Origin of the sequence: Nocardioides sp. URHA0032, from assembly GCF_000620645.1 — a bacterium.
Classification (GTDB): Bacteria; Actinomycetota; Actinomycetes; order Propionibacteriales; family Nocardioidaceae; genus Nocardioides.
Window position 1 is genome coordinate 454,242 of the sequence record NZ_KK211159.1, and the last position, 14,836, is coordinate 469,077.

General features: G+C 73.0%; 17 protein-coding genes. 9 read left to right on the plus strand and 8 right to left on the minus strand.

All coding sequences use genetic code 11. From position 1 onward, the window contains the following. The first annotated feature begins 45 nt into the window (after positions 1-45). Positions 46-450 carry a nitroreductase family deazaflavin-dependent oxidoreductase gene (locus N538_RS0115865; protein ID WP_028638094.1) on the plus strand — a complete coding sequence of 135 codons (405 nt, stop codon included), beginning with the start codon at positions 46-48 and terminating at the stop codon, positions 448-450. Between the two features lie 23 nt (positions 451-473). Here N538_RS0115865 and N538_RS0115870 read toward each other — a convergent pair whose 3' ends face one another. Continuing rightward, positions 474-1,325: a MaoC family dehydratase gene (locus tag N538_RS0115870; protein ID WP_036570755.1), complete on the minus strand. Its 852-nt coding sequence runs from the start codon at positions 1,323-1,325 to the stop codon at positions 474-476. Further along, positions 1,318-2,664 (minus strand): 3-oxoacyl-ACP reductase, encoded by a 1,347-nt coding sequence (locus N538_RS0115875; protein ID WP_028638096.1) that lies wholly within the window; start codon positions 2,662-2,664, stop codon positions 1,318-1,320. The genes N538_RS0115870 and N538_RS0115875 overlap by 8 nt, the downstream gene beginning before the upstream one ends. A gap of 97 nt (positions 2,665-2,761) precedes the next feature. Between N538_RS0115875 and N538_RS0115880 the strand changes: the two genes are divergently transcribed. Then, entirely contained in the window at positions 2,762-4,054 is a 1,293-nt protein-coding gene (locus tag N538_RS0115880; RefSeq protein ID WP_028638097.1) for an acetyl-CoA C-acetyltransferase, read from the plus strand. A gap of 7 nt (positions 4,055-4,061) precedes the next feature. Here the strand turns inward: N538_RS0115880 and N538_RS0115885 are convergent, their stop codons facing one another. Further along, positions 4,062-4,739 carry a TetR/AcrR family transcriptional regulator gene (locus N538_RS0115885; RefSeq protein WP_028638098.1) on the minus strand — a complete coding sequence of 226 codons (678 nt, stop codon included), beginning with the start codon at positions 4,737-4,739 and terminating at the stop codon, positions 4,062-4,064. 69 nt (positions 4,740-4,808) lie between these two features. Here N538_RS0115885 and N538_RS0115890 point away from each other — a divergent pair, with 69 nt between their 5' ends. Next, entirely contained in the window at positions 4,809-5,276 is a 468-nt protein-coding gene (locus N538_RS0115890; protein ID WP_028638099.1) for a hypothetical protein, read from the plus strand. A 17-nt stretch (positions 5,277-5,293) separates the two neighbouring features. Here N538_RS0115890 and N538_RS0115895 read toward each other — a convergent pair whose 3' ends face one another. From N538_RS0115895 to N538_RS0115905, 3 genes are all read right to left on the minus strand, one after another. Further along, positions 5,294-5,518 (minus strand): PLDc N-terminal domain-containing protein, encoded by a 225-nt coding sequence (locus N538_RS0115895; RefSeq protein ID WP_028638100.1) that lies wholly within the window; start codon positions 5,516-5,518, stop codon positions 5,294-5,296. Positions 5,519-5,673: 155 nt separating this feature from the next. Next, positions 5,674-6,033 (minus strand): hypothetical protein, encoded by a 360-nt coding sequence (locus N538_RS0115900; RefSeq protein ID WP_028638101.1) that lies wholly within the window; start codon positions 6,031-6,033, stop codon positions 5,674-5,676. A 457-nt stretch (positions 6,034-6,490) separates the two neighbouring features. Beyond that, positions 6,491-8,005, minus strand: coding sequence for an ATP-dependent DNA ligase (locus N538_RS0115905; RefSeq protein WP_028638102.1), 1,515 nt, complete (start codon positions 8,003-8,005; stop codon positions 6,491-6,493). 41 nt (positions 8,006-8,046) lie between these two features. Between N538_RS0115905 and N538_RS25825 the strand changes: the two genes are divergently transcribed. Further along, positions 8,047-9,066, plus strand: coding sequence for an App1 family protein (locus N538_RS25825; protein WP_036571088.1), 1,020 nt, complete (start codon positions 8,047-8,049; stop codon positions 9,064-9,066). Next, positions 9,063-10,037, plus strand: a complete 975-nt coding sequence (locus tag N538_RS0115915; protein WP_028638103.1) for a 5'-3' exonuclease — start codon at positions 9,063-9,065, stop codon at positions 10,035-10,037. The genes N538_RS25825 and N538_RS0115915 overlap by 4 nt, the downstream gene beginning before the upstream one ends. Here the strand turns inward: N538_RS0115915 and N538_RS0115920 are convergent. Continuing rightward, positions 10,012-10,797, minus strand: a complete 786-nt coding sequence (locus N538_RS0115920) for an enoyl-CoA hydratase/isomerase family protein (RefSeq protein WP_028638104.1) — start codon at positions 10,795-10,797, stop codon at positions 10,012-10,014. The genes N538_RS0115915 and N538_RS0115920 overlap by 26 nt on opposite strands. 19 nt (positions 10,798-10,816) lie before the next feature. Here N538_RS0115920 and N538_RS0115925 point away from each other — a divergent pair, with 19 nt between their 5' ends. The 4 genes from N538_RS0115925 to N538_RS29085 are packed head-to-tail and all read left to right on the plus strand — an operon-like array spanning position 10,817 to position 13,354. Next, positions 10,817-11,749, plus strand: a complete 933-nt coding sequence (locus N538_RS0115925) for a DNA-3-methyladenine glycosylase family protein (protein WP_036570758.1) — start codon at positions 10,817-10,819, stop codon at positions 11,747-11,749. Continuing rightward, positions 11,749-12,672, plus strand: coding sequence for an SCP2 sterol-binding domain-containing protein (locus N538_RS0115930; protein ID WP_028638106.1), 924 nt, complete (start codon positions 11,749-11,751; stop codon positions 12,670-12,672). The genes N538_RS0115925 and N538_RS0115930 overlap by 1 nt, the downstream gene beginning before the upstream one ends. Positions 12,673-12,710: 38 nt before the next feature. After that, positions 12,711-13,181 (plus strand): VOC family protein, encoded by a 471-nt coding sequence (locus N538_RS0115935; protein ID WP_028638107.1) that lies wholly within the window; start codon positions 12,711-12,713, stop codon positions 13,179-13,181. Then, the gene (locus N538_RS29085) at positions 13,178-13,354 is read left to right on the plus strand and encodes a hypothetical protein (RefSeq protein WP_051549349.1); all 177 of its coding nucleotides are present in this window, start codon (positions 13,178-13,180) and stop codon (positions 13,352-13,354) included. Before N538_RS0115935 ends, N538_RS29085 begins: the two co-directional genes overlap by 4 nt. 120 nt (positions 13,355-13,474) lie before the next feature. Here the strand turns inward: N538_RS29085 and N538_RS25830 are convergent, their stop codons facing one another. Next, positions 13,475-14,821, minus strand: a complete 1,347-nt coding sequence (locus tag N538_RS25830; protein ID WP_051549350.1) for a vanadium-dependent haloperoxidase — start codon at positions 14,819-14,821, stop codon at positions 13,475-13,477. Between the last annotated feature and the right edge of the window lie 15 nt (positions 14,822-14,836).

Consider the following 14,836-nt stretch of genomic DNA (forward strand, 5'->3'; position numbering starts at 1 on the left):
CGGCGATCCTAGCGAGGGCCTGCGGGCCCGAGGCAGGATGGGAGCATGTCGGACTACAACGCCACGATCATCGAGGACTTCCGCGCGAACCACGGCCGGGTCGGCGGGGACTTCGAGGGTGCGCCGCTCCTGCTGCTGCACACCACCGGCGCACGCAGCGGGCAGGAGCGGGTCAACCCGGTGATGTACCTGCGCGACGGCGACCGGTACCTCGTGTTCGCGTCCAAGGGCGGCGCCCCCGACAACCCGGACTGGTACCACAACCTCACGGCCCACCCCGACGCCTCCATCGAGGTCGGCGACGACGTGCTCGAGGTCCGCGCGGAGGAGCTGCCCCGCGCCGAGCGCGACGAGAAGTACGCCCAGCAGGCCGCGCTCTACCCCGGCTTCGCGGACTACGAGCGCAACACCGACCGGGTGATCCCGGTGGTGGCGCTCGTCCCGCGCTGAGGCCCGCGCCGCGGGCGAGCCGATCAGCCGACGCGTGTCGCCGCACCCGCGAGATGCGGCGAGCCGTCCCGCGGGGACGAGAGCGAGAACGCGTGGCCGTCCTCGGTCGCCCGCGAGCCGAACGCCACCGTGCCGGGAAGCACGATCGGCTTCTTGAACGCCACGGCGACGGTGACCGCGTCGGGGAGCCGGTTCTCCAGCGCGCCGACGCACCGGGCCATCGACCACATGCCGTGCGCGATCTGCCGCGGGAACCCGAGTGCCTTCGCGGTCAGCGGGGAGAGGTGGATCGGGTTGTGGTCGCCGGACACCCCGGCGTACCGGCGGCCCAGGTCGCCCGGCAGCTGCCAGGTGATGCCGTGTGCGGGAGCCTCGGGGAACGTCGACCCCCCGGGCGCGTCCTGCGACCCGCGACCACGGCGCAGGAACGTCGAGGTCTCCTCCCACACCAGCTCGCCGCGCGAGTGGACCGCCGTGAGCATGTCGAAGACCTGGCCCTTGGGGTGTGCGCGCAGGTGGTCCGGCCGCGCCGTCACCTGCAGCTGCTCGGTGAGCGCGATCGGCCGGTGCTGGGTGATGGAGTTCTCCACGTGCACCGTGCCGATCGCCGGGAACGGGAACGAGCCCGAGGTCATGATCTGCAGGTGCAGGCCGAACGCCAGCAGGTGCGGGTACGGCAGCGGCAGGGTGTCCTTGCGGGGGAACCCGCACAGGTCGGCGTACCTCCCGACGTGGCTCGCGTCGACGGGTACGTCGTGCCGCACCTCGGAGACGTCCGGGAGCCCGCCGCCGGTCCTGCGGATGCCGGGCAGCAGGTTGACGCCCGGGACGGCCGGCAGCGCGGCCTTGACCAGGGTGGGCAGCACGTCAGGCACCCAGCATCATCTGGCCGCAGACCCGGACCACGTTGCCGTTGACGGCGGTGGAGCCGGGGCTGGCGTACCAGGCGATCGTCTCGGCGACGTCGACGGGCAGGCCGCCCTGCGCCATGGCGTTCAGGCGCTGGCCGACCTCGCGGCTCGCGAACGGCACCGCCGCGGTCATCTGCGTGATGATGAAGCCCGGCGCCACCGCGTTGATCGTGATGCCGCGGTCGAGCTCGTCGGCGAGGGCGTCGACGAGGCCGATCACGCCCGCCTTGGAGGCGGCGTAGTTGGTCTGTCCCACGTTCCCCGCGATGCCGGCGATGGACGCCACCCCGACGATCGAGCCGTTGTCGTTGACCACCTTCTCGTCGAGGAGGTGGCGGGTGATCCGCTCGGGGGCGGTGAGGTTGACCGCGATCACCTGCTCGAACCGGTCACCCTGCTCCGAGCGGGCCATGTTCGCCAGCTTCCGGTCGCGGGTGATGCCGGCGTTGTGCACGACCACGTCGACCCCGCCGTGCTTCTCCCTCAGGTGCCGCGCGATCCGCTGCGGCGCGTCCTTGGCGGTGATGTCGAGCACGAGGTGGTCGCCGTCGAGCTCGGTCATCACGGCCTGGAGCTCGCTGGCCGCCTGCGGTACGTCGACGCCGACGACCGTCGCGCCGTCCCGGTGCAGCACCCGCGCGATCTGCTCGCCGATGCCGCGGCTCGCGCCGGTGACCAGCGCGACGCGGCCCTCGAGCGGGCGCAGCCAGTCACCGACCGCACCGGCGTCCTTGGAGCCGTGCGCGCCGATGCGCACCACCTGGCCCGAGACGTACGCGGACTTCGGCGAGAGCAGGAACGCGAGCGTGCTGTGCACCGCGCCCTCGGCACCCTCGGCGACGTACACGAGCTGGACGGTGCCGCCGCGGCCGATCTCCTTGCCGAGGCTGCGCGTGAAGCCCTCGAGCGCCCGCTGGGCCACCCGCTCGTCGTCCCGGGCCTGGTCCGGTGGCGTGCCGATCACGACGACCCGCGGGCAGCTGTCGAGGCGCCGGAGGAGCGGGGTGAAGAAGTCGCGCAGCTCGACGAGCTGCGCCGACGACGTCAGCCCGGTCGCGTCGAAGACCAGTCCCTTGAATGTGTCGGCACCGGCGTCGTCGGTGACGGCCGCAACGCCGAGCGAGTCGAGGATCCCGACCAGCTCGTCGGCCAGCCGTCCGCGGCCGCCGACCAGGACGGTGCCGTCCACCAGCGCCGCGCCCTCGGCGTACCGCTCGAGCCGGGCGGGCTGGGGGAGGCCCAGCAGCCTGGTCACCTGCTTGCCGATCGCGGACGCGGTGAAGCCCTGGTAGAGATCGCTCATGGTGGGTATGTAACTCCTCGTGTAACTCGGCGTCCACATTTCGTGATCTGCCCCTCATGCACTTCTCTCGTTCCCCCCGCCGAAGGAGGATGAACCCATGCCCACCCCCACATCGGACAGCACTCGCCGCGTCGCCGTCCTCGGCGGCAACCGGATCCCGTTCGCCCGCTCGAACACCGGCTACGCCGACGCCTCCAACCAGGAGATGCTCACCGCTGCGATCGACGGGCTGGTCGAGCGCTTCGGGCTCCAGGGCGAGCGGGTCGGCGAGGTCGTCGCCGGCGCGGTGCTCAAGCACGCGCGCGACTTCAACCTCACCCGCGAGTCGGTGCTGGGCTCGAAGCTCGCGCCCGAGACGCCCGCGATCGACATCCAGCAGGCGTGCGGCACCGGACTCCAAGCCGCCGTCGTGGTCGCCAACGACATCGCGCTCGGCCGGATCGACGCCGGCATCGCCGGCGGCACCGACACCACCTCGGACGCGCCGGTCGCGATCAGCGACAAGCTGCGCAAGAAGCTGATGAAGGTGAACGCCGCTCGGGACACCGCCGGCCGGATCAAGGCGCTCGGTGCCATCCGCCCCGGCGACATCGGCCTGGAGATCCCGCAGAACGGCGAGCCGCGCACCAAGCTCTCCATGGGCGAGCACGCCGCCCTCACCGCGCTGGAGTGGGAGATCACCCGCGAGGCGCAGGACGAGCTGGCGGCCGCGTCGCACCAGCACCTCGCGGCGGCGTACGAGCGCGGCTTCCTGGACGACCAGATCACGCCGTTCCGGGGCGTCGAGCGCGACAACAACCTGCGTGCGGACTCCTCCGTGGAGAAGCTCGCCAAGCTCAGGCCGGTCTTCGGTCGCGGGGAGGCCGCGACGATGACCGCCGGCAACTCCACGCCGCTCACCGACGGCGCATCCGTCGTGCTCCTGTCCTCCGACGAGTGGGCCGAGGAGCACGGGCTCGAGGCGCTGGCGTACCTGGTCGACAGCGAGACCGCCGCGGTCGACTACGTGCACGGCAACGAGGGCCTGCTGATGGCCCCGGCCTACGCCGTCCCGCGGCTGCTCGCCCGCCACGGTCTCACGCTGCAGGACTTCGACTTCTACGAGATCCACGAGGCGTTCGCCTCGCAGGTGCTCGCGACGCTCAAGGCGTGGGAGGACCCGATCTTCTGCAAGGAGCGCCTCGGCCTGGACGCCCCGCTCGGCTCGATCGACCGCTCGAAGCTGAACGTCAACGGCTCCTCGCTCGCCGCGGGCCACCCGTTCGCCGCCACCGGCGGCCGGATCCTCAACGTCGCCGCGAAGCTGCTCGCCGAGAAGGGCTCCGGTCGGGCCCTCATCTCGATCTGCGCAGCCGGAGGCCAGGGCGTCGTGGCGATCCTGGAGCGCTGAGGTCGAGTCAGCGCTCGGCCAGCGCCACCGCGGAGGCGACCAGGTAGTCGCGGACCTGCTCCGGGGAGATCTGGCCGACGGTGGGGATGCCGGGCGCGGCCTCCTTGACGAGGATGCCGACCCGGGCGAGCTGCAGCGCGCCGAGGCCGCTGGCGTAGAGCGTGTTCGCGAGCAGGACCGGGTCCTCGATGCGGAACTCGCCGGCCTCGACGCCGTCCTCGAGCACCTGGGTGAGAAGCGCCAGGCACGAGGAGATGCCGCGGCCGAGCCGGAACAGCGCGCTCTCGGACATCTCGTCGAGCAGGTCGGGGCCGGTGCGCCGCATCAGCGTCTGGGCGCAGTCCACGAACGCCGGGTGCGCGACCCCGTAGTCGACGAACGCCCCGACCATCGCGGTCAGGCGCTGCTCGGCGTCCTCGCTCGATGCCGACGCCTCGGTCAGCGCGACCCGCAGCTCGTCGAGGTACTCGACCAGCGTGAGCGCGAAGAGCTCCTCCTTGCCGGTGAAGTGCCGGTACACGATCGCCCGGTTGATCCCCACCGCTCTCGCGATGTCCTCGATCTGGGCGTCCCGGACGCCGCGCTCGTCGAACAGCGCGCGGGTCGCGGCGATGATGTCCTTCTCCCGCGCCCGGCGCCGGGCGGCAGCGGCGGTACGCCGGCCGTCGGTCTCGGAGGTGCTCACCGGAGAATCGTACGGCTGTGCAACTGTCAGTTGCACGGGTGTGACGGAGTCCGCGTGCATACTGCTGCCATGGGAGTACGCCGCTCCTCGACCGTCGCCGTCGCCGGGCTGCTCGCGCTCCCGGTGCTGATGGTCGGCTGCAGCAGCGGCGAGCCCGACCGACCGGCCCCTGTCGCGCGCGCCACCGGCCTCCCGCACGGGTCGCTCGACCAGCACGACTACGACGCTGCGGTCGCCGCCGCCACGGACGCGCTCGGGGCCGACGACACGATCAGTCGTGCGACCGCGACGGTCCAGACCGGACACGTGGGCGCCGCGAACACCGGTCATCCGTGCCGTTCCGAGCGCCGCCTCGAGGTCGCCCTGGTGGGCGACTTCCCCCACATCGTGACGACCGGGACCGTCGCCGGTGGCGACACGACCGTGCGTGAGGTCGACCTCACGGTCGACCCGCAGTCCGGCGAGACCTGCGTGATCTCGGTCCGGACCGCGGCAGCGAGGCCACCTGTCGGAGCGGCCGTCCTCGACCTCGGCTGACCGGCCCGGTACGCCGCTCAGCCGGTCCGGCGGCCGACCAGGAGGTAGGCCAGCGGGCCGAACGGCTGGACGACGAACGAGAGCACCCACAGCGACTTGCGGCCACGCACCTCGCCGGCCGGTCGCCGCGCGAGGTCACGGCTCGCGGCCGTGGTGAGCACCAGCTCCGCGATCCCACCGGCGATGATCAGCCGCTGCTGCCGCTGGGTGAGGTCGCGCCAGCGCTTCTTCTCCCGTGCCATGCCTCGAGCCTAGGTTCCCGCGAGAAACCCGCGCACCGTGTCGACCGCTGGCGACCAGTCCGTCATCAACCGCCCACACTGGTCTGCAATTCGGCCACTGCGACCTCAGGTCCGGACGCAAGCTGCGAGCGACCCGCCGGCGCGGGGACCGGTCCCTAGAAGTGGCAAGTGGCGGTGACGCGTCCGCTCGGCGTCACCACGAGCTCTCCGGTGGCCTCGAAGCACGGAATGGTCGCCCTGACCGCGGTGTCGAAGCTGTAGCCGTCCGGCAGCCAGCCCCGGGCGACCACGGTCGTGCGTCCGCTGTCGGAGACCACGATCGTGCAGTCGGCGGGGAAGAACTCGTCGACGCCGGGGACGTCTCCCGGCTCGAAGAAGCACTCCTGCTCACCACTGTGGGTGACGTCGGCCGCCGCCGCCGACGGGGACGCGGTCAGGACTACGGACGCCGACGCACCGGCGAGGGCCGATGCGGCGACGAGCGCCAGGCGAGTGTGGGTCTTGGTGCCGATCATGGGGGCCTCCGAGGGACGCGTTGAATCGGGTTCCGCCGAGCGTCGGACCGAGTGGGGATGGGCCCCGCGGCGATCCGGCGGGCGACTTCCACTGCCCCGACGACGCTCCTCCCCGCGACCTGCTGAGTCAACGACACCGGGCAGAAATGACCCGCAAATGGCCTGAAAGTATGGAGGGTAGAGCGGCCGGCTCGGCCGACGCGAGAGCGCCGGATCGCGAGATCCACCGCCGGCCCGGATGCTGTGGCGCGAGGCGGGCCTCGACGGCGTGGACGGGGTGAACCAGTCCACGCTGCGCCGGTGGCGCGACAGGCCACGCCGGTGGCGCGACAGGTGGTGGGTCGAGCACCGGGAGGAGCCGGGCATCGCCAGTCCGGGTGACGGCCGACCTCAGCATCGAGCCCGGCGGACAACTCGCCCAGATTGCACGAGATGTTGCTGCGCTGGTCGTACTCGGCTAGCCGCCGGGTAGGTACGACAGCACGCTGTGGATCGTGTCGATCTCGGAGACCGGCTTGTCGTCGCGGTAGCGCACCACCCGCGCGAACCGCAGCGCCACGCCACCGGGGTAGCGCGTCGAGCGCTGGACGCCGTCGAACGCGATCTCCACCACCTGCTCGGGGCGGACGGTGACGACGTAGCCGTCGGTCGGACCGACGGCGAGCTCGGTGAAGCGCTCGGTCTGCCAGGCGAGCATCTCGTCGGTCATGCCCTTGAAGGTCTTGCCGAGCATCACGAACCCGCCGGTGGCGGGGTCGAGGGCGCCGAGGTGGATGTTGGAGAGCCAGCCCTGCCGCCGCCCGGAGCCCCACTCGATCGCGAGCACGACCAGGTCGAGGGTGTGCACGGGCTTGACCTTGATCCAGGCGGAGCCGCGGCGGCCGGCGTCGTACGGCGCCTGGAGGTCCTTCACCACCACGCCCTCGTGGCCGAAGCCGAGGGTGTCGCGGAGGAACGACTCGGCCTCGTCGGACGAGGCGGTGACCAGCCGGGGGACGCGGTAGCGCTCCGGCACGAGGCGCTCGAGCGCGGCTGCCCGCTCGGAGGCGGGGGCGTCGAGCAGGTCCCGGCCGTCGAGGTGCAGCACGTCGAAGAAGTACGGCGTGACCGCGATCCCTTCGCCCATCGCGGTCCGCGACGCGGTCTCCTGGAACGGCCGCGGCCGACCGGCCTCGTCGAGCGCCAGCGCCTCGCCGTCCAGCACGAACGACGTCGCCGGCAGCGCGAGCGCCACCTCGACCACCTCGGGCAGCCGTGCCGTGATGTCCTCCAGCGACCGGGTGGCGACGAGCACCTCGGAGCCGGACCGGTGCACCTGGATCCGGATGCCGTCGAGCTTCTGGTCGACCGCGACCGGTGCGCCCGATCCGGCCTTCGCCAGGGCGGCCGGCACGTCCGGAGCGCTGGACGCCAGCATCGGCAGCACCGGGCGGAGCACCTCCAGCCCCACCTCGCCGAGCGCGTCGACACCGGCGAACGCGGCCCGCGCAACCGCGACGGTGGAGCCGCCGAGCATCGCGGCCCGGCGCACGGCCCTGAGCGGCACGTCGGCTGCCACCGCCAGGCCCTCCTGGACGAGCGAGTCGAGCGCGCCCTGCCGCACCGCTCCGGTCACGACGCCGCGCAGCCATTGCTGCTCCTCGCCCGTCGCCCGGCCGAGCAGGTCCGCGACCGCCGCTGCCCGCGCCGCCTGGGACCCGGAGCCGGACAGCGCCGCGAGCCGGTCGAACGCCTCGTGCACCTCCACGACGGTGAGCGTCGGCTCGGGAGCGGGCGCCGGCAGGGACGCCAGTCCGCGCCACCCGAGCCCGGTGCGCCGCTGGCGGAGCGTGCCCCCGACGTACGCCGTCACGGTCTCGAGCTCGCCGGGCGAGGCGCGGGCGAGCAGCTCGGCGATCGCCGCGACCTTGGCCTTGCGGGACCGGGTCGCGGCGACGGTGCCGGAGGTGGTGACGACGTCCGCGAGGAGCACGCCCCCATTCAAGAGCACGGCGCCGACAGTAGGGTCGCGCCGTGGGCCGCAAGCAGCGCATCCTCGTGGACGCCGAGCACGCGTTGGAGGCATTGCTCCGCCGCCGGAAGCGGCGCCGACCGCCCGAGAGCTTCCGGATCGAGGCGTACGGCGGGCACGGCGGCCCCGAGGGCGTCGTGGTCCGCGGCCGGGTGCTCGACAACCCGGCGCCCGCGGCGGCGGTCGAGGGCGAGGGGATCGGGGCGGCGGTACGCCGCAGCCTCGGCCAGTTCGCGACCGACGAGCTCGCCGCCGTACCCCTGCGGGTCGCGGTCGGCGACGCGGTCGCCGACGTGGAGACCGACCGCGAGGGTTACTTCCGGGTCGAGCTGCGCCCGTCCAGGCTCGGTGAGCCGTGGGAGCGCGGCCTGGTCGAGCTGCGCGCGGCGTACCGCGGCCTGGAGCCGGGGTTCCGCACGACGACGGCGATCCGGGTGCCGGGCCCCGACGCCCGGTTCGGGGTCGTCTCGGACGTCGACGACACGATCGTGGAGACCGGGGTGCAGCGCCTGGGGGAGATGCTGCTGCAGACGTTCGCCGGGTCCGAGCTGACCCGCACGCCGTTCGAGGGCGCCCCCGACCTGTACCGCGACCTGGCCGACGGCGACCGCAACCCGGTCTTCTACGTGTCGTCGAGCCCGTGGAACCTGCACGCGTTCCTCAGCGGGTTCCTGCGCCACCGGGACTTCCCGATCGGGCCGTTGCTGCTGCGCGACCTGATCGGCGATCACGACGGCCGGGCCCGCAAGCACGAGCGGATCGAGGAGATCCTGCGGCTGCACCCGCAGCTGTCGTTCGTGCTGATCGGCGACTCGGGGGAGAAGGACCCCGCGATCTACGCCGACATCGTGCGGGCGCACCCCGGCCGGGTCAGCGCCGTCTACATCCGGGAGGTGCGTCTCGACCCGGGCGACGGCCGCGTCGAGCAGGTGACCGACGCCTGGGACGCCGACGTGCCGTTCGTGCTGGCCGCCGACAGCGACGCCGTACGCCGGCACGCCGCCTCGATCGGGCTGCTGTGACGAGGCTGCTGCTCGCGGTCGACGCGCCCTCGCTGCTGCACCGCAACCACCACGCCCGCGCCGAGTCCGGGCTGCTCGACCGCGGCGGCCGGCCCGCGTGGGCGCTGCACGGCATGCTCCGGCAGATCCTGGAGGCGATCGACCAGTTCGCGCCGGACGCCGTGCTGTTCGGCCTCGACGATCGGCGGACGTCGATCCGGGAGACGGCGTACCCCGCCTACAAGGCGGGCCGCGCGGAGAAGGACCCGGCCCTCGTCGACCAGCTCGAGCGGGCCGCCGCCCTCCTCGACGCGCTCGGCATGCTCACCGTGACGCCGGCGGGACTGGAGGCCGACGACGTGAACGCCTCCGCGGCCACCTGGGCCGAGGAGCACGGGTGGAGCTGCGTGCTCGTCACCTCCGACCGCGACGCGTTCGCGCACATCAGCGGGTCGACCCAGGTGCTGCGGCTGATCAGCGGCGGCATCAACGGCTCGCCGCTGCTCAACCCGGCGCGGCTGCGGGCGATGTACGGCATCGCCGCCGAGCACTACCTGGAGTACGCCGCCCTGCGCGGCGACGCCAGCGACAACCTGCCCGGTGTGCCCGGGATCGGCGAGAAGATCGCGCCGTTCCTGCTGTCCGAGATGGGCTCGATGCGGGCGGTCTGGGCGGACATCGACCACTGCGGCGGCGCGACCCTGGTGGCGACGCTGGACTCCTACTGCGCGGAGGTCGGCCGCCCGCGCATCGGTGCCTCCGTCCTGAAGAAGCTCGCCACGCCCGCGGCCCGGGAGCGGTTCGAGTTCAACCTGTCGATGATGTCGGGCCGCACGGACCTCGACCTCGGGCTGACCCCGGACCTGCCGGGCAGCCCCGGCCTGCTGCCCCTCGACCCGGACCGGATCGCCCAGGTGGTCGGCTACCTCGGCGTGCCCGCGACGACGGACCTGGCGATGCGGGTGCTCACCAGCCGGCCGGCAAGCTGGTGAAGTCCGGCTCCCGGCCCTCCGCGAACGCGGTCAGGGCCTCGAGGTTCGCCGGCCCGCCCATCAGCTCCGCGAACGCCGCGTTCTCCCGCTCGCGCGCCGCCGCGATGTCGGGCCGCAGCGGCTCGGTCATCGTCCGCTTCACGGCGACCAGCGACGAGATCGGCCTGGCCGCCAGCAGCTCGGCGTGCCGCCGCGCCTCGGGCAGCAGGTCGTCGGGCTCGCAGACCTTCCAGACGAGGCCCATCTCCCGTGCCTCCTGCGCAGAGATCCACTCGGCCGACAGCAGCACCCATGCGGCGGCCTGACGGCCGACCAGCCGCGGCAGCAGGTACGACGAGGCCGCCTCGGGCGCCACGCCCAGGCTGGTGAACGGGCACTTGAGCCGGGCCGTGGTCGACATGAAGGCGAGGTCCGCGAAGCCGAGGATCGTCGTACCGATGCCGAGGCCGACGCCGTTCACCGCGCAGACGAGCGGCTTCGGGAAGTCCGCGAGCGCGTCGACCAGCCCGACGAACCCGTGCTCGCCGGGCACGAACGCGGGGTCGGTCGCGCGGGCGTGCATCTCGAGCAGGTCGGTGCCGGCGCTGAAGCCGCGCCCGTTCCCGGTCAGCAGCACGACGGCGACGTCGGGGTCGTCCGCGGCCGCGCGCAGCGCCTCCGTGGTCGCGTCGTAGAGCTCCTCGTTGAACGCGTTGAGCGCCTCCGGGCGGTCCAGGGTCAGCGTCCGGACCCGGGCCCGGTCCTCGATCTGCAGGGTCATGCCGCCTATCCTCGCGGACGTGGACGGTCGGGTGCGGGAGTGGCGTCCGGACTGGCCCTGCCCGGTCGGCGCCACCCTCGCGACCCACCGCCGCGGGGGCGGCGACCCGACGTACCGCATCGTCGGCGATCAGCACTGGCGCGGCATCGGCACCCCGGCGGGTCCGGCCACGCTCCTCGTGGAGCCCCTCACCAGCGCGGGCGTCGTGCGCGCCGAGGCCTGGGGGCCCGGCGCCGAGTGGGTCCTCGAGTCGGTCCCCGAGCTCCTCGGCGCCGGCGACGACACGACCGGCTTCGACGCGGACCGCCACCCGCTCGTCGCGGAGGCCTGGCGTCGGTACTCGCACTGGCGGATCGGCCGCACCGGTCTGGTCATGGAGGCGCTGACCCCGGCGGTCATCGAGCAGAAGGTGACCGGCCAGGAGGCGTTCGCGGGGTTCCGGATGCTCGTGCACCGGTACGGCGAACGGGCACCCGGCCCGGGCCGCGAGCTGAAGCTCTGGGTGCAGCCCGACGCCGCCACGATCCGCCGGGTCCCCTCCTGGGAGTGGCTGCGGATGCACGTCGACCCGGCCCGCTCGCGCACCCTCGTCGGCGCCGCCCGGGTGGCGGAGTCGCTCGAGCGCACCGTAGGGCTGCCGGGCGACGAGGTCGAGCGCCGGCTGACCAGCCTTCCCGGCATCGGCGCCTGGACGGCCGCCGAGGTGCGCCAGCGCGCCCACGGTGACGCCGACGCGGTGAGCTTCGGCGACTACCACGTGGCGAAGGACCTCGGCTGGGCCGTGGCCGGCCGGGACTTCGACGACGCCGAGATGGCGGAGTTCCTGGAGCCGTGGCGACCGCACCGCGGCCGGGTCCCGGTGCTGCTCGCCCTGGCCGCCGGGCGGCGCCCGCGGCACGGCGCGCGGATGGCGCCGCGCACCCACCTGCCCGCCCGCGTCACGAGGACCTGATGGACCTGACCCCGCTGCGCACGGCCACGCCCGACGAGGCGGCCGCGTTCTTCGCCGACGCCGATGCCGAGGCCCTGGTCGCCGCCGTCACCGGCACCCCGGACGAGGAGCTGCTCGAGCTGATCGGCCGCGACGGGATCCGGCCGGTGGCGATCGAGGGGATCCTCGCGCGGCTGCACGAGTACGCCGTACCGGAGCGGCTCGCCGCTCTGCACGGTACGGTCCGCATCGACCTGGAGCGCCGCGGGAAGCTGCTCGAGAGCCACGTCCTCCGGTTCGCGGGCGGCACCATCGAGCTCACCCGGGCCGACCCGGTCGACGTCGTGCTCCGGACCAGCATCCTGCGGTTCGTCCGGCTCGTGAGCGGCGAGCGCAACGCCGGGCTGGAGTACCTCTCCGGCAAGCTCGACATCGAGGGCGACGCGACGCTCGCGCTGGCGGTCGGCGGCATCTTCCGCGTGCCCGGCAGCGACGTCGTCGCCGTCGACCCGACCGCGCTCGACCCGGTCGACGTGGCGACCGTCCTCGAGGACGCACCGCGCGAGCACCTCGAGAAGGTGATGGCGTCGGGGTTCCGGCCGGTCGTGCTCGGCGAGATCTTCCGGCGCCTGCCCGAGTACGTCGACCAGCACCGGGCCCGCGGCGTCGAGCTGGCCGTGGCCTTCCGGCTGCTCGGCAACCCGTCCGGCGAGGTCGAGCGCTACGTCGTCCGCGTCTCCGACGGGGTCGCGACCGTGACCGAGGGCGAGGAGGGCGAGGAGCGCGACGCCACCGTGACGTGCCAGGCGCACGACTACCTGCGCCTCGCGACCGGCCACCTCAACCCGCTGACCGGCGTGCTCAAGGGACAGCTCAAGGTGAAGGGCGACCGGACCAAGGCGCTCAGGCTCAGCTCGGTGATCGACATCCCGCAGCCGCGCTGACCCTTGACGGCCCGCCACCGGCTGGGTTTGCTCGGGCCATGGGAAGCCCTACGGTGGTCCAGCCGGGCGAGATGCGCCTGGAGGTGGTCGTCGTACCGGTCTCGGACGTCGACCGCGCGAAGAACTTCTACGAGGGCCTCGGGTGGCGCCTCGACGCCGACCTGACGGTCGAGGACGGGTACCACGTGGTGCAGCTGACGCCTCCGGGCTCCGGGTGCTCGATCATCTTCGGCGAGGGGGTCACGACCGCCCCGCCGGGGTCCTACCAGGGCCTCCAGCTGTCGGTGTACGACGTCGACGCGGCGAAGGCGGACCTCGAGTCCAGGGGCGTCGAGGTGACCGGCCCGTTCCACGACGCGACCGGGATCTTCCACCACGCCGGCATGGCCGGCCGCGTCGACGGTCCGGCCCCCGACCACGCTGACTACGGCTCCTTCCTGGCGTTCAGCGACCCCGACGGCAACGGGTGGCTGTGCCAGGAGATCCGCACCCGGCTCCCGGGGCGGTGACCACGATGACGACGTCGTACGACTCGGTCGCCGACCTCGCCGACGCCCTGCGGCGCGCGGCCGCCGCGCACGGTGAGCACGAGGCACGCACCGGCGAGGCGGACGCGAACTGGCCGGACTGGTACGCGCTGTACATGGTGCGCGAGCGCGCCGGCGAAGAGCTGCCGACCTAGGCATTCCGTCCTGCGACAGCAGCTGCGACACCAGGCGAGGTCAGCGCCATGGAGAAGGCAGCAGGGGTCTGACGGACGGAGCGGCGGTGCTCCCGAGCCGGGGACCGCCGCTCCGACCTCTCACCAGTCGTGGTGGTGGTGCCTGAACGGCTGCAGCTCGTGCGCGACCACGTAGCTCCCGACGCCGAGGCCCAGCGCCTTGCCCTGACGGTCCGCGTTGCGGAAGTGCAGGCCGGCCCAGATGCGGGCCTCGACGATCTCGGCGAGCACCTGCGAGAAGCTGTCGAAGCTTCGGACGGTCACGTCCCCTGGTTGCAGGAACGCCGAGATGCTCGTGATCGAGAAGCCGCCGTCGATCCTGTCGCCGAAGTACTTCCACAGGACGCGGACGTTGGCACCGTCGAGGCAGAGGTGCCCCGAAGGGTGCTCGGGGTACGGCGCCGCGATCAGCGGTGCCCAGTCCGGATCCGGGGTGGTGGCCGGGTTGCCGTCCTCCGCGGCGCGATGGATGGCGTTCCAGGGACGCCAGAAGTCCCAGTGGTACTTGTCGTTCCAGCAGCTGATCGCCGCGTCGCCCGCGCTGAGGTTCTGCAGGGCGAGGAGCCGCGCCGTGTCCAGCGCGTCGAGCCCGTTGCGCATCGAGAGCTCGCGGCCGACCTCGTTCCAGCTCCGGACCGGCGTGCTCTGCCACCAACGGGCGATGTAGGTCTGGGTCGTCGTCCGAGTGGTGCTCTCGAGCGCACCGATCTGCTTGACCTCGTTGAACTCAGCCGCATACCTGGCGGTGTCGAGCCCGAGCGGGCCTCGGGTGCGGAACTGCGAGGCCGACTTCAGGACGAACGGCTGCACCCCGCCGACCCACGGCGTCGGGTCCAGGACCGGCAGCCCGGTGGCCGGGTCCGTCAACGGCGACCAGTGCCCGGGGGCGTCGTTGGGAACCCACTGCGAGGGTCCGAACCTACCGTCGCCCGTGCGGGCCGCGATCATGGCCGCGGCGGCGGCCTCGCCGGCGGCGATCCCCGCCTTCTCGGCCCAGCCGTCGGGAACGTCGGCGAGCGCGTCGGCGTACTGCGTCGCCAGTGTGCTGAGCATGGTGGTCCGCGTGGCCTCCGGGAGGTTGGGCACGCCGGCCAGGATGTTGTGGAGCACGCCCGCGCTGGCAGCTGCCACCGCGGCGTCCTCCGAGGCCCACCTCGGGTAGCGCTTCACCAGCAGGTACGGCCGGAAGTGCCGGTGACCGATCGCGTTGACCGCGTCGAAGACCGCGCCCTGGACCATGGCCATGTGGACGGCCGCGGCGGGCGGAGCCCCACCGGCGGGGCCGGGCAGGCTGATCAGCGTGTTGACCGCGATCTCGTCCCACGCTCTGACCGCATCGCCGCTGGCGCTGCTCCCGTGGTCGTGGTCCGTGACGGCCTGGGCGGACGACGCCGACACGCTCGTGAGGGCGAGCGCCGCTGCAGTCATCACCCCGACAAACAT